Annotated in this window: 21 protein-coding genes; 12 read left to right on the plus strand and 9 right to left on the minus strand. The window is 73.0% G+C overall.

Annotated elements, in window-relative coordinates:
• Positions 1 to 5 precede the first annotated feature (5 nt).
• The 3 genes from ACZZ9K_RS13875 to ACZZ9K_RS13885 all read left to right on the plus strand — a co-directional run bounded on the left by ACZZ9K_RS13875 (position 6) and on the right by ACZZ9K_RS13885 (position 5,432).
• Positions 6 to 1,205: a S24/S26 family peptidase gene (locus tag ACZZ9K_RS13875; RefSeq protein ID WP_463444357.1), complete on the plus strand. Its 1,200-nt coding sequence runs from the start codon at positions 6 to 8 to the stop codon at positions 1,203 to 1,205.
• A 61-nt stretch (positions 1,206 to 1,266) separates the two neighbouring features.
• On the plus strand, positions 1,267 to 2,430 hold the full coding sequence (locus tag ACZZ9K_RS13880) for a metallophosphoesterase family protein (RefSeq protein WP_463444358.1): 1,164 nt from the start codon (positions 1,267 to 1,269) through the stop codon (positions 2,428 to 2,430).
• Positions 2,430 to 5,432 carry an AAA family ATPase gene (locus tag ACZZ9K_RS13885; RefSeq protein WP_463444359.1) on the plus strand — a complete coding sequence of 1,001 codons (3,003 nt, stop codon included), beginning with the start codon at positions 2,430 to 2,432 and terminating at the stop codon, positions 5,430 to 5,432. Before ACZZ9K_RS13880 ends, ACZZ9K_RS13885 begins: the two co-directional genes overlap by 1 nt.
• Positions 5,433 to 5,464: 32 nt before the next feature.
• Here the strand turns inward: ACZZ9K_RS13885 and ACZZ9K_RS13890 are convergent, their stop codons facing one another.
• Together ACZZ9K_RS13890 and ACZZ9K_RS13895 are read right to left on the minus strand one after the other, a co-directional pair.
• Positions 5,465 to 5,641, minus strand: a complete 177-nt coding sequence (locus tag ACZZ9K_RS13890) for a hypothetical protein (protein WP_181419972.1) — start codon at positions 5,639 to 5,641, stop codon at positions 5,465 to 5,467.
• A complete protein-coding gene (locus ACZZ9K_RS13895) occupies positions 5,638 to 6,447 on the minus strand; it encodes a class E sortase (protein WP_259411150.1) in 810 nt (269 codons plus the stop codon). The genes ACZZ9K_RS13890 and ACZZ9K_RS13895 overlap by 4 nt, the downstream gene beginning before the upstream one ends.
• Before the next feature lie 93 nt (positions 6,448 to 6,540).
• On the opposite strand from ACZZ9K_RS13895, the gene ACZZ9K_RS13900 reads away from it, so the two are divergent.
• Positions 6,541 to 7,005 (plus strand): GNAT family acetyltransferase, encoded by a 465-nt coding sequence (locus tag ACZZ9K_RS13900; RefSeq protein ID WP_463444360.1) that lies wholly within the window; start codon positions 6,541 to 6,543, stop codon positions 7,003 to 7,005.
• A 167-nt stretch (positions 7,006 to 7,172) separates the two neighbouring features.
• Here the strand turns inward: ACZZ9K_RS13900 and ACZZ9K_RS13905 are convergent, their stop codons facing one another.
• Positions 7,173 to 8,096: an EamA family transporter gene (locus ACZZ9K_RS13905; protein WP_463444361.1), complete on the minus strand. Its 924-nt coding sequence runs from the start codon at positions 8,094 to 8,096 to the stop codon at positions 7,173 to 7,175.
• Between the two features lie 36 nt (positions 8,097 to 8,132).
• Here ACZZ9K_RS13905 and ACZZ9K_RS13910 point away from each other — a divergent pair, with 36 nt between their 5' ends.
• From ACZZ9K_RS13910 to ACZZ9K_RS13935, 6 genes are all read left to right on the plus strand, one after another.
• On the plus strand, positions 8,133 to 9,281 hold the full coding sequence (locus ACZZ9K_RS13910; RefSeq protein WP_463444362.1) for a lysostaphin resistance A-like protein: 1,149 nt from the start codon (positions 8,133 to 8,135) through the stop codon (positions 9,279 to 9,281).
• 9 nt (positions 9,282 to 9,290) lie between these two features.
• Positions 9,291 to 11,162, plus strand: coding sequence for a DNA helicase RecQ (gene recQ, locus ACZZ9K_RS13915; RefSeq protein ID WP_463444363.1), 1,872 nt, complete (start codon positions 9,291 to 9,293; stop codon positions 11,160 to 11,162).
• A gap of 87 nt (positions 11,163 to 11,249) precedes the next feature.
• Entirely contained in the window at positions 11,250 to 11,996 is a 747-nt protein-coding gene (locus ACZZ9K_RS13920) for a lysophospholipid acyltransferase family protein (RefSeq protein WP_027465061.1), read from the plus strand.
• Positions 11,997 to 12,131: 135 nt separating this feature from the next.
• Positions 12,132 to 12,500, plus strand: a complete 369-nt coding sequence (locus tag ACZZ9K_RS13925) for a hypothetical protein (RefSeq protein ID WP_138802602.1) — start codon at positions 12,132 to 12,134, stop codon at positions 12,498 to 12,500.
• 19 nt (positions 12,501 to 12,519) lie between these two features.
• Positions 12,520 to 13,440 (plus strand): M23 family metallopeptidase, encoded by a 921-nt coding sequence (locus tag ACZZ9K_RS13930; RefSeq protein WP_463444364.1) that lies wholly within the window; start codon positions 12,520 to 12,522, stop codon positions 13,438 to 13,440.
• Positions 13,441 to 13,513: 73 nt separating this feature from the next.
• Positions 13,514 to 14,350 carry an NAD(P)-dependent oxidoreductase gene (locus ACZZ9K_RS13935; protein ID WP_463444758.1) on the plus strand — a complete coding sequence of 279 codons (837 nt, stop codon included), beginning with the start codon at positions 13,514 to 13,516 and terminating at the stop codon, positions 14,348 to 14,350.
• A 38-nt stretch (positions 14,351 to 14,388) separates the two neighbouring features.
• Here the strand turns inward: ACZZ9K_RS13935 and ACZZ9K_RS13940 are convergent, their stop codons facing one another.
• Together ACZZ9K_RS13940 and ACZZ9K_RS13945 are read right to left on the minus strand one after the other, a co-directional pair.
• A complete protein-coding gene (locus ACZZ9K_RS13940; protein WP_463444365.1) occupies positions 14,389 to 14,592 on the minus strand; it encodes a hypothetical protein in 204 nt (67 codons plus the stop codon).
• 10 nt (positions 14,593 to 14,602) lie between these two features.
• Positions 14,603 to 15,121, minus strand: coding sequence for a MarR family winged helix-turn-helix transcriptional regulator (locus ACZZ9K_RS13945; RefSeq protein WP_110864346.1), 519 nt, complete (start codon positions 15,119 to 15,121; stop codon positions 14,603 to 14,605).
• Positions 15,122 to 15,253: 132 nt separating this feature from the next.
• Between ACZZ9K_RS13945 and ACZZ9K_RS13950 the strand changes: the two genes are divergently transcribed.
• On the plus strand, positions 15,254 to 16,147 hold the full coding sequence (locus ACZZ9K_RS13950; protein WP_051596633.1) for an alpha-E domain-containing protein: 894 nt from the start codon (positions 15,254 to 15,256) through the stop codon (positions 16,145 to 16,147).
• Positions 16,148 to 16,322: 175 nt separating this feature from the next.
• Here the strand turns inward: ACZZ9K_RS13950 and ACZZ9K_RS13955 are convergent, their stop codons facing one another.
• Positions 16,323 to 17,660, minus strand: a complete 1,338-nt coding sequence (locus ACZZ9K_RS13955) for an MFS transporter (protein ID WP_463444366.1) — start codon at positions 17,658 to 17,660, stop codon at positions 16,323 to 16,325.
• Positions 17,657 to 18,067: a MarR family winged helix-turn-helix transcriptional regulator gene (locus ACZZ9K_RS13960; protein ID WP_463444367.1), complete on the minus strand. Its 411-nt coding sequence runs from the start codon at positions 18,065 to 18,067 to the stop codon at positions 17,657 to 17,659. The genes ACZZ9K_RS13955 and ACZZ9K_RS13960 overlap by 4 nt, the downstream gene beginning before the upstream one ends.
• A gap of 95 nt (positions 18,068 to 18,162) precedes the next feature.
• On the opposite strand from ACZZ9K_RS13960, the gene ACZZ9K_RS13965 reads away from it, so the two are divergent.
• Positions 18,163 to 18,915 (plus strand): SDR family NAD(P)-dependent oxidoreductase, encoded by a 753-nt coding sequence (locus ACZZ9K_RS13965; RefSeq protein ID WP_463444368.1) that lies wholly within the window; start codon positions 18,163 to 18,165, stop codon positions 18,913 to 18,915.
• A 179-nt stretch (positions 18,916 to 19,094) separates the two neighbouring features.
• Here the strand turns inward: ACZZ9K_RS13965 and ACZZ9K_RS13970 are convergent, their stop codons facing one another.
• Entirely contained in the window at positions 19,095 to 20,036 is a 942-nt protein-coding gene (locus tag ACZZ9K_RS13970; protein WP_463444369.1) for an acetamidase/formamidase family protein, read from the minus strand.
• Between the two features lie 41 nt (positions 20,037 to 20,077).
• Positions 20,078 to 20,347: a hypothetical protein gene (locus ACZZ9K_RS13975; RefSeq protein ID WP_027465070.1), complete on the minus strand. Its 270-nt coding sequence runs from the start codon at positions 20,345 to 20,347 to the stop codon at positions 20,078 to 20,080.
• Positions 20,348 to 20,349 lie beyond the last annotated feature (2 nt).

Consider the following 20,349-nt stretch of genomic DNA (forward strand, 5'->3'; position numbering starts at 1 on the left):
CAGTCATGAGCAGCATCGCAGTGCACGGTGGTCCCACACCGCACGCAGCGGTCCGTGACGCCGTCGACTGGGGGCGCGTCGTCGTCGCCACCCTCGCCCGGGGCGTGGTCGCGACGCTGCTCGGGCTCGCGCTCTGGGCGGCCGCGCCGGCGCTCATCGGCTGGCAGCCGACCACCGTGATGACCGGCTCGATGGAGCCGCGGATCGTCCCCGGTGACGTGGTCGTCTCGCGTCCGGTCGGCTCGGGCGAGATCGCGACGGGCAAGGTCCTGCTCGCCGACGACCCGGACCAGTCGGACCACCTGCGCATGCACCGCTACGTCGAGGACGGCCCCCGCGGCACGATGGTCACGAAGGGCGACGCCAACCCCCAGCCGGACTCCACGCCGATCGAGCGCTCCGCCGTGCACGGGGTCGCCTTCCTGCGCATCCCGTTCATCGGCGCACCGATCCGGTGGATCAGCGCCGGGGAGTGGGGCCTGGTCGCGATGCTCGCGCTCGGGCTGACCGCTGTGCTCGCGCTCTGCACGATCGACGGGTCGCTCCGACGACTCGTCGAGGCCGACGACGACACCGACGGTGCGGCCGGTGGTGCGGACGACGCGGCTGGTCCGGACGACGCCGCCGGTCCGGCAGACGGTGCCGACGACGGCCTGGAGGCGCGGGACGGTACCACCACGGGCCTCCCGACCGCTGCGTCCAGCGTCCTCACCCGTCGCGCCCTGCGACGACGAGCCCGTCGCGTGCGGCGGCTGCGCCGCGTCGGCGGGGGTGCAGCGGTGCTCGTGCTCGCGGCGGCCGCCGGCGTCCTGCTGCCCGGAGCGGCGGACGCGGCCCCGTGGTCACGGACCACCGTCGCACCGACCGCGAACTTCACGGCGGGCACGGCGACCGGTGTCCCCACCCTGACCTGCGCGCCGGCCGGGTCGAACACGGTGACGATCGCCTGGACCTACGACAACGGCGCGACCGTGCCGGTGTCGTTCGACCTGATGAACGGGACGACGCAGGTGGCCAGCACGACCACCGCCGGGGCCCGTTCGATGCCCTACGCCGGCGCCGGACTCCTCAACCTCGGCACGACGTACGAGCTGCGCCTCCGCACGAACCTCGGCAACAACTGGACCGCTCTGAGCACACCGACGGTCAGGGTCAGAGTCGTCTCGGTGCTGGGCCTGGCGTCCGCGAGCTGCGTGACCGCCTGAGTCCTCCACAGGGCACCGCGAGGTGCCCGGGGATGTCCCCGGCCGGCGTTACCGTGGCCGCATGCGCATCCTGCACACCGGCGACTGGCACCTCGGCCGCACACTGCTGGGTGCCGACCTGCTCGAGCACCAGGCGGCGTTCACCGACTGGCTCGTCGACCTCGCCCGCGAGCGCGCGGTCGACCTCGTCGTCATCGCCGGCGACGTCTACGACCGTGCGATCCCGCCGGTGGACGCCGTCCGCATGCTCTCCCGCGTGCTCGAGCGCCTCGCCGAGACCACCACGGTGGTGCTCACCCCGGGCAACCACGACTCCGCCGCGCGGCTCGGCTTCGGTGCCGGCGTGATGGGGCAACGCGTGCGCATCCTCGCCGAGCCCGCACACGTGGCCGATCCGGTGCTCGTGACCGACGACGACGGCCCGGTGGCCGTGTACGGCATCCCGTACCTGCACCCCGACCTCACCCGGTACGCCCTGGCGGCGGTCCCCGACGAACCCCTCGCCCGCTCACACCACGCCGTCGTGCACGCCGCCACCGAACGGATCCGCGCCGACCTCGAGACGCGGGCCGGCACCCGGAGCGTCGTCGTGGCGCACGCCTTCGTCGGGGGCGCCGACCCGAGCGACAGCGAGCAGGACATCCGCGTCGGCGGGGTCGACCGCGTCGCCGAGTCGGTGTTCGACGGGTTCGACTACGTCGCCCTCGGGCACCTGCACGGCCCGCAGCGCGTCGGCGACCACGACCGGATCCGGTACGCCGGGTCGCCGCTGGCGTTCTCGTTCGGCGAGCGGCACCAGCGGAAGTCCGTGACCATCGCCGACCTCGACGCGGCCGGTGCCGTCACCGTCGAGCTCGTGCCGACCCCGGTGCCACGGCGGCTCGTCGACGTCCGGGGCAGCATCGACGCCATCGAGTCCGGGGAGTTCCGGGCCGATGCCGACGCCTGGGTCCGCGTCGCGGTGACCGACACCGTGCACCCGGAACGCATGTACGCCCGCGTGAAGGACCACTTCCCGCACGCCCTGGCGATCACGCACGAACCGGCGGACCGGCCGGCCGCCACCGCCGCGCGGGCCGTCACCGCGACGTCCGACCCGGTCGAGGTCGCCGGCGACTTCGTGGCGTTCGCCACCGGGGGGCTGCCCGACGACGACGAACGGGCGGTGCTGACCGAGGCGTACGAGGCAGCGGTGCTCGCCCTGCAGCGTGAGGGGGACCGCTGATGTACCTGCACCGACTCGAACTGCGCGCTATCGGGCCGTACCCCGACCTCGTGACGATCGACTTCGCGGCGCTGGCTGCGTCCGGGGTCTTCCTGCTCGAGGGGCCGACCGGTTCCGGCAAGTCGACGATCATCGACGCCGTCGTGTTCGCCCTGTACGGCGGACTCGCCGGTTCCGACGCCAGCTCCGACCGGCTGCACAGCCAGCACGCCGACCCCGCGGTCGAACCGTTCGTCGAGCTCGTGTTCGAGACCGGTGCGGGCGTGTTCCGGGTCCGGCGCACCCCGCAGTACGACCGCCCGAAACAGCGGGGGACCGGCACGGTGAAGCAGCAGGCGTCCGTGCAGCTGTTCCGACTCGCCGCGCCCACCGACGTCGCCGGCGAACCCCTGTCGTCCCGCATCCCCGAGGTCGGGGTCGAGATCGCCCGGATCGTCGGGCTCGACCGCGCGCAGTTCCTGCAGACCGTGGTGCTGCCCCAGGGCGAGTTCGCACGGTTCCTCCGCTCCCCGGGCGAAGACCGCCGGAAGCTCCTGCAGTCGTTGTTCGGCACCCAGGTCTACGACCGCACCGCCGACGAGCTCGCCGCTCGCCGCCGAGCCGTCCAGGCCGAGGTAGAGGGCGCCGACGACCGCGTCCGCGAAGCCCTGGCCCGGTTCGCGCAGGCGGCCGACCTCGCCGAGGCCGACGAGTCCGTCGTCCCCGGCACGGTGGCGTCCCTCCGCGCCACGGCCGACGCCGCCGGGGCAGCCCGGGCGGCTGCGGCTGCCGCTGCGACGGCGGCGACCGACCACGAACGATCGGTGACGGCCCGTGCGGCCGCCCTCGAGCGCCGAGCGGCGCTGCTGCGGCGGCGGGCTGTCCTCGACGACGACGCCCCGGCGGTCGAGCAGGCACGGGCCTCGGTCGCGACGGCCGAGCGTGCCGCCCGGGTCGCCGCGGTGGCCGACGGCCTCGACGCTGCAACCGTGCGGGCCGACGACACCGCCGCGGCAGCAGCCCGGTTGCGCGACCAGCACGCGCTCCGCGCCGTCGACGCACAGCAGATCGCCCGGCGCCGCGACACGCTGACCGACGCCCTGTCCGACGTCCGGCACCTCGTCGCGGTCGAGGCCGGAGCGGACGGCAGGCGCACCGCGATCGCCGAGGCCACCACGACCGCATCGCGGCTCACCGACGACCTCGCCGCCCTCGACACCGCGCTCGGAGCCCGGCCGACGGAACGAGCCCGGATCGTCGAGGCCGCCCGGACCGCGTCGACGACCGCGGCCGACGCCGACGCCGCCGCGCACGAGGTCGCCCGGGTGCGGTCGCTCCGTGCCGACCTGGCCGCGCGCGACCACGCAGAGCAGCGCGTCGCCGATGCCGAACGCATCGTGGCCGGAGCCCGCCGTCGGGCCACCGAGGCGCTCGATGCCGAACGCTCCCTGCGCGAGCGCCGGATCGCCGGGCTCGCCGGCGAGCTCGGTGCCGCGCTGGCTCCCGGCGACCCCTGCCCGGTGTGCGGATCGACGGCGCACCCGTCGGTGGCCGCGCCGCAGGACGACCACCCGACGATCCAAGCGGTGGAGTCCGCGGGCGACGCAACGCGTCTGGCCGACCAGCAGCTCGCCGACGCGGCAGCCGACCTGGCCGTCGAGCGTGCGGAGCACCTCCGACTGACCGCCGTCGTCGGCACGATCGACACCGTCGCCCTCGACGCCATGACGGTGGCTGCCGACGAGCGGGTCCGTGCGGCGCACGACGCCGCGGCGCTGGTGCTGGAGCACGAGCGCGAGCGGACGGCGCACGACACCGCGACCCGGGCGCTCGAGCGTGAGCGGAACGATCTCGACGCCCGGCGCACGGTCCTCGCATCGACCGCGGCCTCCGATGCCGAGCGGCTCGAGGCCGACCTGCGATCGGTGCACGAGGCGATCGACCGGCTCGCAGCACTGCTCGACAGCGACAGCGACGGCGACGTCGACAGCGCGCCGGTCTCGCTCCGCGCCGTGGTCGACGACCTCGACGGGCGGCTGACGGTGCTCCGCGCCGTCGCCGAGGCCGACGACCGCGCGGCCACCGCGGCCCGCGCCCGCGACGAGCGCGGCGCCGAGGTCGCCCGGGTCCTCGACGAGCAGTCCTTCCCTGACGTCGACGCCGCACGAGCCGGTCTGCTCGACCCCGATACCGTCGCGCGCTTCCGCAGCAGCATCAGCGCTGCCGAGGCCGAACGCGCCGTCGTGCGGGCAGGGCTCGACGACCCCGCGGTGGTGCAGGCCGCCGACGACGATCCGGAGCAGCTCGACGTGCCGGCGGCGCAGGCCGAACGGGTCCACGCGACGGCCGAGCTCGACGAGGCCACCCGGCTCGCGGTGACCGCAGCGCACCGCGCCGAGGCCGTCGAGCAGTGTGCGACCGAGGTCGACCGCACCGTGCGTGCGCGACAGGAGACCTCGTCCCGCAGCCGCGCCGTCGTCCGACTCGCCGACGTCGCGAACGGCGTGGCGTCGGTCAACCCGACCGGCATCACGCTCGGCACCTACGTGCTCATGCGGCGCTTCGAGGACGTCGTGGCGGCGGCGAACGACCGGTTGCGCGGCATGCTCGCCGGGCGCTTCACCCTCGAGACCTCCGACGAGCGGGAATCCGGGTCGCGGTCGCGACGGACGGGGCTCGCCCTCGCCGTGCACGACCACACGACCGACACCGTCCGTGATCCCCGCAGCCTGTCGGGCGGCGAGACGTTCACCGTGTCACTGTGCCTGGCGCTCGGGCTGGCCGACGTCGTGCAGGCCGAGGCCGGCGGGGTCTCGCTCGGCACGCTCTTCGTCGACGAGGGGTTCGGCACGCTCGACCCCGAGACCCTCGACGACGTGATCGGACAGCTGTCCCGACTGACCGCGGGCGGGCGACAGGTCGGGATCGTCAGCCACGTCGAGGAACTCAAGCAGCGGATCCCGGAGCGGATCGCCGTGCGCCGCACCCCGACCGGTGGGTCGCAGGTCACGACCACGGTCTGATCAGACCAGACCAGATCAGATCAGACCAGACGCTACGGGGTCGGCGTGGCCCCCACCGTGCCGTCCGGCGGCGGCAGGATGTCCGCCGCGATCCACGGGAACACCCACTGGAACAGCACGAACACGATCGCCGCGAGCAGGACCAGCAGCTCGAGCACCTTCAGGGCGGTGGGGCCGGGCAGCAGCCGCCAGACCAGGGGGAAGATCACTTGGCGGTCTCCGAGAGTTCCTTCGGGGTGCCCTCGGACGCGGGCATCCAGTAGTCGAGCTTCGCGTGCGTCACGTACCGCTCCGCCGCCGACCACATCGGGTGGCAGGCGGTCAGCGTGAGCCAGCGGTCCTGGGTGGTCGGTTCGACGCCGGGCTTGTTCGGCACCGGCGCGATCGTCTCGATCTTGTCGGGCGTGACGATCTGGCTGTCGGTGACCTTGTAGACGTACCAGACGTCGAACTTCGTCTTCGCGTCGGTGACCCGGACCACGACCGAGTCGCCCTTCTGCAGTTCCGCGATCTGGTTCAGGGGCTTGCCGTAGGTGACCCGGTGTCCGGCGACGGCGAAGTTGCCGGGGGCGCCGGGCATCGCGGTGCCCTGGTAGTGCCCGAGCCCGATGGTGTTGAGGACCTTCTCACGATCCGTGCCCTCGCCGATCGGCCGGTTGTAGTCGTTGCCGAACCGGGGGATCTGCATCGTCCCGAACACGTCCGACAGCGCCGGCGGTTCGTCCAGCACGGGTGCGGTGCCGCGGTGCTCGGTGCCCTCGACCTTCGGGGTCTCGACCTGGTCGAGGCCCTGCACGAGCTTCGTCTGCTCGTTCACGGCGACCACGTCGGTCCACCACGCCGTCCACACCACGTACAGGCCGGTGCCGGCGCCCGCGATGATGAGCAACTCGGCGATGAGCGAGACGATCGCGCCGCCGACCGTCTGGCGTCGACGCGGGGAACGCCGGGACCGCGAGCCGGCTTCGTCGTCCCGTGCGCTGCGGCGCGACGGGATGGTGTCGTGTGCGGTCACGGGGCTCCTGATCGGCTGGGTGGTCGGACAGGTCTATCAGATCACGACGACAGGCCGGTGACGACGTTCTCCCCACCCCGTTAACGTGGGGGCATGGAGTACCGGATCCGCCCCTTCCGCACCGAGGACGCCGACGCGGTCGTCGCCCTGTGGGAATCCTGCGGGCTCGTCCGACCCTGGAACGACCCCCGACGTGACATCGCGCGCAAGCTGACCGTCCAGCCCGAGCTCTTCCTGGTGGCCGAGCCGGACGCCACCGACGGTGACGGTGACGACACCGACACCGCCGAAGCCGACGTGGTCGCCGCGGGCATGGCCGGCTTCGACGGGCACCGCGGCTGGGTGAACTACCTCGCCGTGCGCCCGGACCTGCAGGGCTCCGGCCTCGGTCGCACCCTGATGGCCGAGTTCGAGCGGCTCCTGACCGACCTCGGTTGCCCGAAGCTCAACCTGCAGGTGCGTGCGGGCAACGAGCAGGTGCTCGGGTTCTACGCGTCCCTCGGCTACACCGACGACCGCACGGTCTCGCTCGGCAAGCGCCTCATCCCCGACGCCTGACCGCGCTCGCCCGTCGCACCGTGCGGGTTCGCTCATCCGGTGCGGCGTTGGCGGCTCGGTGTGGTGCTGCAAGTCCGCACCGGGCGGTCAACCTCGAACGGTTCGAACGACTCGGCACCGTGCCCGGCCCCGCCCGCCCCCCCGCCCGGCCCCGCCCCGACCGCGCGCTACGCCAGCGCCAGCGCCACCGACGCGACGAACGCCAGCACGATGCCGATCCACTGCTGCGCCGTCAACCGCTCCCGCAGCACCACCCCGGCCAGCACCACCGTGCCGATCGGGTAGAGCGCGTTGAGCACACTCACGACGGGCAGGGTCGCCGGATCGTCGCTGCTGTGCAGTCCCGCCTGGATGAACACGTTCGCCATCGCGTCGAAGACGCCGCACACGGCCACGGTGACCAGCAGCCGCGGACCCCATCCGCGACCCGACCGACGCCCGGGGGTCGCGGCAGCCCCGTCGGGGCGGGCCGACGTCGGGGCGGACACCGGGCCTGGCGTCCGGAGTACGACAACGAGCGCCGCCGCACCCAGCAGCACCGCCTGCAGCACCCGCGCGACCACGAGGGGGGCGATGCCCGAGTCGGACGGCGTCATGTCGTAGGCCAGCACGATCCCGCCGAAGCCGCACCCGGCGACGGCGGCGGCGACCACGCCCCGGGCGGTGAGCCGTGCGCCCGAGGCGTCCCGGACCACCGCGACCAGGACCACCGCGACGACCGCGACCACGAGCGCGCCGGTGGCCACGGGCGACAGCACCGTGCCGCGGAACACGGCGACGAGCACCGGCACGACGGCCGCGAAGACGGCGGTGACGGGGGAGAGCACGCTCATCGGCCCGATGGCGAGTGCCGCGTAGAGCAGCAGCACCCCGACGCCGCCGGAGAGCCCGGCGACCGCGCCCCAGACCGCGGCCGGCCACGAGAACACGCCGCCGAGGACCACCAGTCCGACGAGCAGCGGCACGATCCCGATCGCGGCGGCCACCGCGGTGACGACGACCGGGCGGACCCGGCGCGAGGCGAGTCCGCCCAGGAAGTCGGCGAACCCGTAGACGATCGCGCCGGACAGGCCGAACAGGACGGTGAGCACGGCTCCCATCCTGCCCGGCCCGGTACCCTGCGGTGCGTGAGTGTTCCCTACCAGCGCCTGCCCCGGATCGACGCGCGCTGGAGGTGGTGGCGGCCGCTCGTCGCCCTCGCGTTCCTGGCGGGGTGGTACCTCGTGTCGCAGGTGCTGATCACCGTCGCCTACTTCATCCCGGTCGCCGCGGTCGGGGGTGCGTCCGGGCTGTACGGCCTGCTCGACGACCTGCAGAGCGGTGCCCTCGACCCGACCGACCCGTTGACCCTCTCGCTGACCCTGGTGTCGCTCGTGGTCCTGCTGCCGGGGGTCCTGCTCGCCGTGAAGATCGCGCGGATCGGACCGGCCGGCATCCTGTCGTCGACGCGGTTCCGGGTCCGGTGGGCCTGGACGGCGTGGTGCCTGCTGCCGACGCTCGTCATCGCCGTGGTCATGTTCGTCGTCCAGACCGGCCTGTTCGGGGACGGGGGGATGATCACGACCGACGGCGGCTTCGCCTGGAACCACGACGCGATCGGCCAGTCGACGGTCTCCCTCGGCACCCTCACCCTGACGATCGCCCTCGTCGTCCTGCTCGTCCCGTTCCAAGGCGCGGCCGAGGAGTACATCTTCCGCGGCTTCCTGATGCAGACCGTCGCGTCGTGGATCCCGCGTCGCGTCGGCACGGTCATCGCCGTGGCGGTCTCGACGGTCGTCTTCGCGGTGCTGCACATCCCGAACGGCTACAACGTCTGGGGCATCCTCGACGTCGGCTCGTTCGGCCTGATCGCGGCGATCATCGTCCTCCGGACCGGCGGGCTCGAGGCCACGGTCCTGCAGCACGCCTTCAACAACATCATGATCTTCGTGCTGCAGGCGCCCGGTTGGTCGAAGGTCGACCTGACCTCGTCGGACGCGAACGGCACCTGGCAGGGGACCCTCGTCACCCTCGTCACGTCGCTCGCGTTCTGGGGCATGGTCGAGTTCCTGGCGTGGTGGCGGGGGCTCGACCGCCGGTTCGCCGGGCACGAGGCACCCCGGTTCCGCGGTGTGACGCCGGCCTGGGCGGGCGGCGTCCGCTGGACCCGGCCTGGAGGCACGGGCTGGGCGACCACGCCGGCCCGCGCCGACGACGTGGCCGGTTCCGACCACCGCGCCGACTCCGGCACGGACGGTGCTGTGGACAGTGCGGTGGGTGTCGCCGGTCGCCCGTAGGCTCGTGGCATGAGCACCACGCCCGCTCCCGCTGCCGTGCCTGCTCCCGCTGCCGTGTCCGCACCCCGCCGTGCCGCTGCGCTCGACGTGCTGCACCGCGTGTGGGGCTACGACGACTTCCGCGGTGAGCAGGCGGCCATCATCGACCAGGTGGTCACCGGTGGCGACGCCCTGGTGCTCATGCCGACCGGTGGTGGCAAGTCCCTCTGCTACCAGGTGCCCTCGCTCGTCCGTGACGGCGTCGGGGTCGTGGTGTCGCCGCTCATCGCCCTCATGCAGGACCAGGTCGACGCCCTGGCGGCGAACGGCGTCCGGGCCGCGTTCCTCAACTCCACGCAGGGCCCCGACGAACGGTCCCGGGTCGAGCGTGCGGTCGTGCAGGGCGAGGTCGACATGCTCTACCTCGCGCCCGAGCGGCTCCGGCTCGAGTCCACCCGTGCGCTCCTCGACCGGGCGCGCGTCTCGCTGTTCGCCATCGACGAGGCACACTGCGTCGCCCAGTGGGGCCACGACTTCCGCCCGGACTACCTCGAGCTGAGCGTCCTGCACGAGCGATGGCCGACGGTGCCGCGCATCGCCCTCACCGCCACCGCGACGCCGCAGACCCACCGCGAGATCTCCGCCCGGCTCGGCCTCGACGACGCCGCGCACTTCGTCGCCGACTTCGACCGGCCGAACATCCAGTACCGCATCGAACCGAAGACCGGCGCGCTGCAGCAGCTGCTCACCTTCATCCGCACGGAGCACAGCGGCGACGCCGGCATCGTGTACTGCCTGTCCCGCAACTCCGTCGAGCGCACCGCGACCGCCCTGGCCGAGCAGGGGATCAACGCCCTGCCGTACCACGCGGGCCTCGACGCCCGGGTGCGTGCCCGCAACCAGTCGACGTTCCTGCGCGAGGACGGCGTCGTCATGGTGGCGACCATCGCGTTCGGCATGGGCATCGACAAGCCCGACGTCCGGTTCGTGGCGCACCTCGACCTGCCGAAGTCGGTCGAGGGCTACTACCAGGAGACCGGCCGTGCGGGTCGTGACGGGCTGCCGGCCACCGCGTGGCTCGCGTACGGCCTGAACGACGTCGTGCAGCAGCGGCGGATGATCGACCAGTCCGAGGGCGACGCCGCACACCGTCGGCAGCTCAGCGCCCACCTCGACGCCATGCTCAGCCTGTGCGAGACGATCGAGTGCCGTCGGGTGCGGCTGCTCGCGTACTTCGGGCAGGAGAGCACGGCGTGCGGCAACTGCGACACGTGCATCGCGCCGCCGGAGTCGTGGGACGGCACCGTCCCCGCGCAGAAGCTGCTGTCCACCGTCGTGCGGCTCGAGCGTGAGCGCCGCCAGCGGTACGGCGTCTCGCACCTCGTCGACATCCTGATCGGCAAGCGGTCGCCGCGCGTGCAGGAACTCCAGCACGACACCCTGGCGACCTTCGGCATCGGCGCCGACCTGTCCGAGGGCGAGTGGCGCGCGGTTGCACGACAGGTGCTGGCCCAGGGCTACGCGGCGGTGTCGGGCGACGGCTTCGGCACGGTCGTCCTCAGTCCGACGAGCGCCGAGGTCCTGACGGGCAAGGTGCAGGTGCGGATGCGTCGCGACCCGGTCAAGGCACCGAGGGCCGGCCGCAGCAGTCGACGGACGGTCGTCACCGACATGCCGCAGGAAGCCGTCGGCCTGTTCGAGGCCCTGCGTGCCTGGCGTGCTGCCGAAGCCCGCGAGCAGGGCGTCCCCGCGTACGTGGTGTTCAACGACGCGACGCTCCGGGGCATCTCCGCCGTCCGCCCGGCCGACGTCGACCAGCTCGGCGAGATCTCCGGCGTCGGCGCGGCGAAGCTCGAGCGGTACGGGCGCGCAGTCCTCGACGTCGTCGCCGCGGCCGACTGACGGCTGGCCACCACTGCATGCCGTTCGGGGCATGTGCCCTCCGCGCGCCTCATTACACTCGGTAGCTCGTCACCACGAGGAGGTCCGGTGTCCGGTTCGACGAAGTTCGCCACCGTGCTCAGTCGCGCGGTGGTGACCCCGCTCGCCCGGTTGCTGTGGCGGCCGAAGATCATCGGTCGTCGGAACGTCCCGAAGCGCGGCCCGGTGATCCTCGCGAGCAACCACCGCTCCTTCATCGACTCGCCCGCGATCACGCTCATGGCACCGCGCAAGGTGTCGTTCCTGGCGAAGCAGGAGTACTTCACGGGTTCGGGCCTCAAGGGAGCCGTCTCGCGGGCGTTCTTCGGTGGCATTGGCGCCATCGGGGTCGAGCGCGGCGCGGGGGCGGCTGCACAGCAGGCCCTCGACCTCGGGCTGGCACGCCTGCAGGAGGGCGAGGCGTTCGCGATCTACCCGGAGGGCACGCGCTCGCTCGACGGCCGGATCTACAAGGGCCGCACGGGAGTGGCATGGCTGGCGTTGACGAGCGGCGCCCCCGTGGTGCCCGTCGCGCTCACCGGCACCGAGGACGTGCAGCCGGTCGGGTCCCGGCTGCCGAAGCTCGCCCGCGTGACGATCGAGTTCGGGCAGCCGATCGACCTGTCGTCCTTCGGCGAGGCGTCGTCCGGCCGTGCTCGGCGCCACGCGACCGATGCGGTGATGGCGGCGATCCAGGAGCTCAGCGGCCAGGAGCCGGCGAACGCCTACAACAACCCGCCCGCGACGATCGTGGAACGGGTCCGTCGTGCACTGCAGCCGGACGACCCGACCGCGGCTGCCGTCGACCCGGACTGATCGCTGAGACTGTCCGGTCACTATTGCACATCTGAAATATCGATGGTTGAATGGCGGGCGTGCCGCTCGGCACGCCGCCATCGCCGGTCGCCCGAGAACGACCAGCCACGACATCCAGATCGGACCTTCCGCAGCATGTCCTCCACCCCGCTCTTCGACTCCATCGCCCAGCGTCGCGATCAGGCCGACGCCCCGCACTCCACGGTGCACTCCACCGTGCACTCCACCCCGTCGCCGGCGATCGCCGTCGTGACCCCGGTGCCGACCTCGCCGATGTCCGCGCCCGTCCGCCCGGGTGACTCCACGCTGGTCCCGGCCGCCCTCGTCGCCGCGATCGACGAGATCCCGGTGCGGGTGGCATCGGCCCTCGTGACCGAGGTCACGATCCGTCCCGAGCACCTCGTCCTGGTCGAGACCGTGGCCGACGCGCTCACCCGAGCGGTCGTCGACGCGGTCGTGTGCGAGCTCGACCGGATCGCCCGTGACGGCGTCGTCCGCGTCTGACCGGGCCGGTCACCGCACGATGACGACCCTCGACGACGGTCTGCCCCGGCGCCCGCGCGGTGCCGAGCGCCGTACCGCCGACCGACCGACCGAGCCCCCGCTGCGCCGTGCACGGCACGCTGCACAGCCCGGGGCCCTCCGAGCCGCCGGGGTGGCGGTGTCCCCTCCCGCCGCCCCGGCTTCCACCCGGCCCACGCAGGCGACGCAGCCGACCCGGCGCCCGCAGGCCGCGCAGCCGACCCGGCTCGCGCAGCCCATCGCTCCCGCGCGCCGCCGCCTTGCGTCGTTCCGGATCCCCGCCCGACGGACACTGCCCGCCGCTGCGGTGACCGCCGTCACGTGCCTGTTCGTCGCGGTCGGCTCCCCGCAGACCGCCGTCGCCGCTCCGGCCGCTCCGGGATCCACGTCGGCATCGGCCGGCATGCAGCACTTCGTCGCCGACGGTTCGTCCGGTCCGACCGCCGGGCGCGACGACTTCTCGGTGGGTCGGGCTGCGGCAGCCCTCCGGGTCCCCGGTGGTTCGGGCCCGACCGGGGGAGCCGTCCGCCCCACGGTCGGTGCGATCCCGGACGCCGGTGGCTTCGGCTCCCGCTGGGTCGTCGGCTGCACGGCCTGCTCGTCGAACCACCAGGGGCTCGACTTCGCCGCGGCCATCGGGACCCCGGTCGTCGCCGCGCTGCCCGGCCGGGTCGTCTCGGCGGGTGTGCTCGGTGGCTACGGCAACCAGGTCCTCCTGCAGCACGCCGACGGCACCGCGACCCGGTACGGGCACCTGTCGGCGATCGACGTCCGCCCCGGCCAGGTCCTCCGCGCGGGGGAGCGCCTCGGGGCCGTCGGCAACACGGGGGTCTCGACCGGCGCCCACCTGCACTTCGAGGTCATCGTGGCCGGCACCCCGATCGACCCGGCCGCCTGGCTGCAGGCTCGCGGGCTCCTCTGACGGCGTCGGGCGTAGCGTCGGGACGGTCGCGGCACGGAGCCGCGCCAGGACGGAGACGCACGTGCGAGTGACGGTGTTGGGAACGGGTGCGATGGGCGCCGGCGTGGCTGGATCACTGCTCCGCGAGGGCCACGAGGTGACGGTCTGGAACCGGAGTGCCGACAAGGCCTCGCCCCTCGGTGACCACGGCGCGACGGTGGCGAGCGAACCGGGCAGTGCCGTCGATCGTGCCGAAGTCGTCCTGCTCACCCTGTTCGACACCGATGCGGTCGTCGACGTCCTCGAGCAGGCCGCCGGCGACGCCCCGACCGACGCCGTGTGGGTGCAGGCCTCGACGATCGGCGTCGACGGCACCGCGACGGTCGTGCAACTGGCCGAGAAGTACGGCATCACCCTGGTCGAGGCGATGATGCTCGGCACGAAGGCCCCCGCCGAACAGGGCAAGCTCACGATGCTCGCGGCCGGCCCCGCGGACCTGATCGACCGTGTCGACCCCGTGCTCGACGCGATCGGCGCGAAGACCGTCCGCGCCGGCGACCACGTCGGCGACGGCACCGCACTCAAGCTCGCCGCGAACGCCTGGATCGCCTCGATCACCGCGGCGACCGGGCAGTCCCTGGCTCTGGCGGCGGCACTCGGGCTCGACCCAGCGCTGTTCCTGCAGGCGATCGAGGGCAGCGCGAGCGACTCCGCCTACGCCCACACCAAGGGTGCCGCGATGATCGCCCACGAGTTCCCCGCCCAGTTCGCACTCGACGGGTTGCGGAAGGACATCGGACTCATCACCGATGCCGCTCGGACCGCCGGGGTGTCCACCACGCTGCTCGAGGCACTCGGGCGCGTCTACGCCGATGCCAGCGCAGCAGGGCACGGGGGCGACGACATCGCCGCGGTCGGCACGGCGTTCTGACGCACGGGCGCACGCACGCGCACGGATCGGCCGACCGATCAGCCCCGACGGAACAACCGCCGCAGGCGCTTCGTGAGCCGTCCCACGGCCTCGTCGTTCAGGGTGTTGGCGAGGTCGAACGCCTCGCGAGCCGGATCGGACCCGGCCTGGATGCGTCGGAGTGCCGCGTCGGCACGGGCCCGCGAGTCGAGCTCGGCGAACGGCATGTCGTCCTCGGGGTGGTGCTCGCCGCGAGGGTCCATGCGGACCAGGTTACGCGCGACGGAGGTGGTCCGACCCGGCGTCGAGCTCGTCCACGACGCGGACCATCTCGTCCAGGAAGTCCACGACGACGGCCATCTCGTTGCTCGGCAGGTGCTCGGTGACCTCGAGCGCGCGGGCGTCGAGCTCCTCGATGACCCGGAGCGCGTGCCGCATCGAGGTGCCGGTGGCGGTGAGGATCACGCCACGGCGGTCGTTCGGGTCGGCGTGCCGTTCGACGTGACCGCTGCGGACGAGCCGGTCGACGAGGGCCGAAGTCGACGCCGCCGTGATCTCGAGCCGCTCGGCGAGGTCCTTCGCGTTGACGGTGCGGCCGTCGTGCTCGGCGTCGATCAGGAACCGGAGCGCCAGCAGTGCGTTCTCGCCGATCCCCAGTGCCTCGCGCGCTCGGCGCTGGGCAGCGCTCTCGGCCGTCCGGTACCGCCGCAGGGCGTTGAGGACGTCCACGGCGGAGACCGCGGAGTCCTCGTACCAGTACCCCGCGGTGCTGGTCATCACCTCGGACGTCATGTGCCCAATGCTAGACGCTCTAGTTAGATTGTCTAGCGAGCGCGGAGACGGGACACCTGCAACACCCGTGACGCGGTTCTGTAACACCCCGGCAACGCCGGCTCGTTAGGTTCTGGACATGCAGGAGCAGCCGTGCTGAGCCGCCTCGCGGGGAACGTCTTCCACGTGGGGAGCGCGGTGGAGCGCACCGACGTCGTCGCCCGGTTGCTCGACGTCTACGTCGCCCGCCGCGAACCAGGCACCCTCGACGACGACCGGCTCGTGTCCACCGAGCTCCGCAGCGTCATCGGGACCACCGGCCCTGCGAACGACCCGGACCGCGCCGCCACCGTCGACGCCCTCGCACTCGACCGGCACGAACCCGCGTCCATCGCCGCCGCGGTCGCCGTCGCCCGTGACCACGCACGCCGTGCCCGCGAGGTCGTCTCGAGCGAGCTCTGGGACTGCCTCGACGTCACGCGGTCGCGGATGCCCCGGAAGATCGCCCCCGACCGTGCGCACGAGTTCCTCGGCTGGGTGCGGGAGCGCAGTGCCCTCGCCATCGGGGTGGTCGAGGGCGACGCCAGCCGTGACGAGGTGTGGGAGTTCTTCACCCTCGGGCGATCACTCACCCGCTGCGCCTCCACCGCACGGCTGCTGGCGTCGCGGCTGCTCGAGCCGGACGCGGTCACCTCGTGGACGGCGGCGCTCCGGGCGTGCGGCGCGGGCGAGGCCTTCCTGCGCGGACGCGACCACCCCCCGGTGCCGTCGGACGCCGCCGCCTTCCTGCTCCTCGACGCCCACAGCCCGCGGTCGTTGCGCTTCACCGTGCACCGCGCGGCCGAGTGCCTGGCCGACGTCGCCCCGTCCTGCGTCGCGGACGAGGTCGCCGGGTTCGACGAGGTCCGCGCCCTGCTCGACGGCATCCCCGAGGAGTCGGCGCTCGCGGTGGCGGGTGACGTCGGGCAACGGCTGGCGGTGGCTGCCGACCGCGTCGCCGCGGCCCTCGACGAGCGCGTCTTCGCGTCGTCCGCACCCGTCCTCTGACCCGACCCGCCCCGGCGCGTGTGGCGGAAAGCGGCTGGTCCGCGCGTCGTGACCGCGGCCGTGGCCCCGGGTGGCGTCGGACGGGAGGCCCGTGGCGGCGCCGGTGCGGGCCTCCCGTCCGACGGTCGGTGCGTCACGGGCCGTCGGCCGACGGGCAGGGCGACCCGCCGGTCCGTCAGACGGCGCTGGAGCGGTCGGCGAGCGTCTCGTCGCGTTCCAGTTCGCGGCGGAGCGCCGCGCGTGAGCCGACCACCGGCACGGCGTGCGTGATCGCCAGGTGCAGCCGCGAGTCGGCGTCGTAGCGCAGCCGGACCCGCTGGTACCGGACGAGCCAGACGAGCGCGATCCCGAGTGCGACGAACCCCGAGGCCGCGCCGACGACGATCGCCCAGCGCGGGCCGAAGGCGTCGGCGACGGCGCCGACGAGCGGGGCGCCGATGGGGGTGCCGCCCGCGAAGATCGCCATGTAGAGCGCCATCACGCGACCGCGCATCGCGGGTTTCGTCGTCGTCTGCACCAGGGCGTTCGCCGTGGTCATGAAGGTCAGGGACGCGAGCCCGACGAACACCAGCACGATCGCGAAGGTCCAGTACGTCGGGGCGAGGGCAGCGGCCGTGCACGCGAGCCCGAACCCGCCGGCGGCGAGGACGAGGGTGCGCATCCGCGGCCTGTCCCGGCGGGCGGACAGCAGCGCGCCGAGCACCGAGCCGACCGCCATCACCGAGTTGAGCAGCCCGAACTCGCCGGCGCCCTGGTGGAGCTCGACCCGCGCCATGGTCGAGGTGAAGATCGGGAAGTTCACGCCGAACGTGCCGACGACGAAGATCATGCAGAGCACGACGACGATGTCCGGTCGGGTCCGGACGTACCGGAAGCCGGCGACGATCTGCCCCTTGCCGCGGCCCGCCCGGACCCGTTCGGCGAGCTGGGCGGGGTCGACGAAGCGGAGTGCGAGCAGGACGGCCAGGAACGACCCGGCGTTGATGACGAACACCCATCCGGAGCCGATCGCCGCGATGAGCACACCGGCGACCGCGGGGCCGATCAGGCGTGCGGCGTTGAACGACGCGGAGTTCAGGGCGACGGCGTTCGAGACGTCCTCGCCCTGCACGACGTCGGAGACGAAGGCCTGCCGGATCGGGGCGTCGAACGCGGCGACGATGCCGAGTGCCAGGGCGAAGCCGTACAGCGCGAGCAGGGTGGCGGTGTGCGTGAGGACCATGACGCCGAGTCCCAGCCCGAGCAGTCCCATCAGGCCCTGGGTGAGCATGAGCATCTTCCGGCGGTCGAACCGGTCGGCGGCGAGCCCGGTGAGCGGCAGGAGCAGCAGCTGGGGGCCGAACTGCAGGGCCATCGTGATGCCCACCGCGACGGCGTTGTTGTCGGAGAGCTGGGTCAGCACGATCCAGTCCTGGGCGGTGCGCTGCATCCAGGTGCCGACGTTCGACACCAGGGCCCCGGCGAACCAGATGCGGTAGTTGCGTCCGGCGAGGGAGCGGAACATGGCGGTCACTGCTGGGCCAGCCTCCTCATGATCTCGGTGGCGTCGGCGAGGGTGCTCCGCTCGTCGGCGGTGAGTGCTGCGAGTCGCGGGGAGAGCCAGTCGTCGCGGCGGCGTCGGGTCTCCTCGACGAACGCGGCTCCGGCGGGTGTCGCACCGAGCAGCACCTTGCGGCGATCGTCGCTGTGCCCGCACTTGGACACCAGGCCCCGCTCCACCAGCACCGCGACGGTCTTCGTCATCGACGGCGGGGTGACGCCGTCCTGTCGGCTCAGGTCGGCCAGGGTCATGGCGCCGTCGCGGTGCAGCCGTGCGAGGGCGGAGAACTGTGCGTCCGTGACGCTCGAGTCGGCCTTCTGGGCTCGGAGTGTGCGGGACAGCCGGTTCACCGCGATGCGGAGGTCGGTGGCGTCGGTCATCGGTCGTTAGCCTATCTCATTAGTTCAGCGAACGAACTTGATTTCGGGTGTACCGTGCTCGTAGACAACACGTGTTGCCGAGAGAGAAGGAGAACATGTCCGAGTTCGAGGGCAAGGTCGCCGTCGTCACCGGTGGTGGCAGCGGCATCGGCGAGTCCGTCGCGAAGGAGCTCGCTGCGGCGGGCGCCACGGTGGTCGTCGCCGACATCAACCTGGCGGGCGCCGAGCGCGTCGCCGCGTCGATCGTGGAGGCCGGTGGCACCGCTCGCGCGTTCGAGGCGAACTCCGCGGTCGCCGCGGACAACGAGCGCATGGTGCAGTTCGCGGTCGACACGTTCGGCGCGCTGCACTTGGCCGTGAACAACGCCGGCATCGGCGCAGCACCGCAGCCGATCGGCGAGTACGACATCGCCGCCTGGGACCGCGTCCGTGCGGTCGACCTGGACGGCGTCTTCTACGGGCTGCGCTACGAGATCCCCGCGATGGTGGCCGCCGGCGGTGGCGCGATCGTGAACATGGCGTCGGTGCTCGGCGTGGTCGGGATGGCGCAGAACGCGGCCTACGTCGCTTCGAAGCACGCGCTCGCCGGGCTGACCAAGGTCGCCGCGCTCGAGTACTCGTCGCAGGGCGTCCGCACGAACGCCGTGGGCCCCGGGTTCATCGACACCCCGCTGCTCCGCGGGTCGCTCTCGCCCGAGGCCATCTCGGCACTCGAGGACGAGCACGCCTCGAAGCGGCTCGGCACCGACGCCGAGGTCGCCGCGCTCGTGCTGTTCCTGCTGAGCGACAAGGCCTCGTTCATCACGGGCAGCTACCACCTGGTGGACGGCGGCTACTCCGCCCACTGACGGGTCGGGTGCACTGGACGTTCCGGGCGTACCTGGTCGAAACGGGCGTACCTGGTCGGTTCTTTCGACCAGGTACGCCCGTTTCCGCTTTCCAGCGCGGGTGCGATGGGAAGGAACGTCGGACGGGAGGCCCGCCCAGCGTGCGCCGGTCGGCTCGCGCTGGGCGGGCCTCCCGTCCTTCAGTGCCGCGCGTCCGTCAGGATCGCGTCGTGCGGGAGCAGCGCGTGCACGCCCCACGTGCGGTTCGCGACCTGCGTGATGCGCATGCTCACCGCCACGCTCGCCATCGCGAGTGCCTCGGCGCGGCCGATCCCGTGCAGCCCGGCGATCCAGTCGACCATCCGGTCGAGCGCCGTGGCCGTCGCGACGTTGAGGTCGGCGTCGAAGCCGAAGGTGATGCGTCCGGCGGGGGTGTCGGCGTGCACACCCTCGACCGGAGCCCGGTCGAGGAGCGTCAGGGTCATCGTCGTGGTCATGCCGCACTCGACCGCCGTTCCGGAGACCTCGCCGTCGCCCTGGGCCGCGTGCCCGTCGCCGACGTGGAGCAGGGCGTCCGGCACCGTCACGGGCAGGTACAGGGTCGAGCCGGCGATCAGCTCTCGGCAGTCGACGTTGCCGCCGCCGACCGTGCGGGGCGGGATCGTCGAGTGCTCCCCGGTGGGCTCGGGCGGCACCCCGACGACGCCGAGGAACGGTGCCGTCCGCACGCCGAGGCCGAGCTGGTTCACGGCGACTCCGGCGGACACGTCGATGTCCCAGAGCAGCGGGCCGCGCGACGCCGGGTCGGTCAGGCCGAGTGCGCGGTTCACCGGGGAGTCGACCCCGCCCGATGCCGTGTAGCCCCAGTCGTCGGGCACGAGGTCGTCGAAGTGCACCGCCAGGACCATCCCCGGATGTGCTCCCGCGACGGCGATCGGCCCGACCAGGCAGTGGCCCCGGCGCGGGTCGATCAGGGTCGGGGCGTCCAGGCCCGGGCCCGGCTGGCGTTCCGTGTAGCCCGCGGCGCTCAGGGTGCGGACGGTCACCGTGTCGCCCGGTTCCACGGTCAGGACCGGCTGGCGTCCGGCGGTGAAGACGTCGACGGCGGAGTCGACCGTGGCGTCGAGGTGGTGGGTGGTCACCGGTCGATCATCCCAGGCGGGTGTTCTGGGAAGGAACGTCCTCAGTGGAACTGGGGGATCGTCAACCAGATGCCCGCCAGCACCGCGGCGATGCACAGCGCGAAGCACACCACGGCTCCCGCCAGTGCCGCCGGCGGGGTGTGCCCGGAGCGCGGGGTCTCGTCGGAGTACTGCGTGCGCTCGCCGCCCGCGTCGTCCGGCTGCCCGGTCCCGAGCAGCCGGAGGCCGAGCGTGTACACGAGCACCAGGCCCACGGCGGCCACGAAGCCGACGCCGGCGACCGTGCCGATCGCGGTGAAGTCGATGTCCATCG

This window comes from Curtobacterium sp. AC268 (assembly GCF_979258745.1).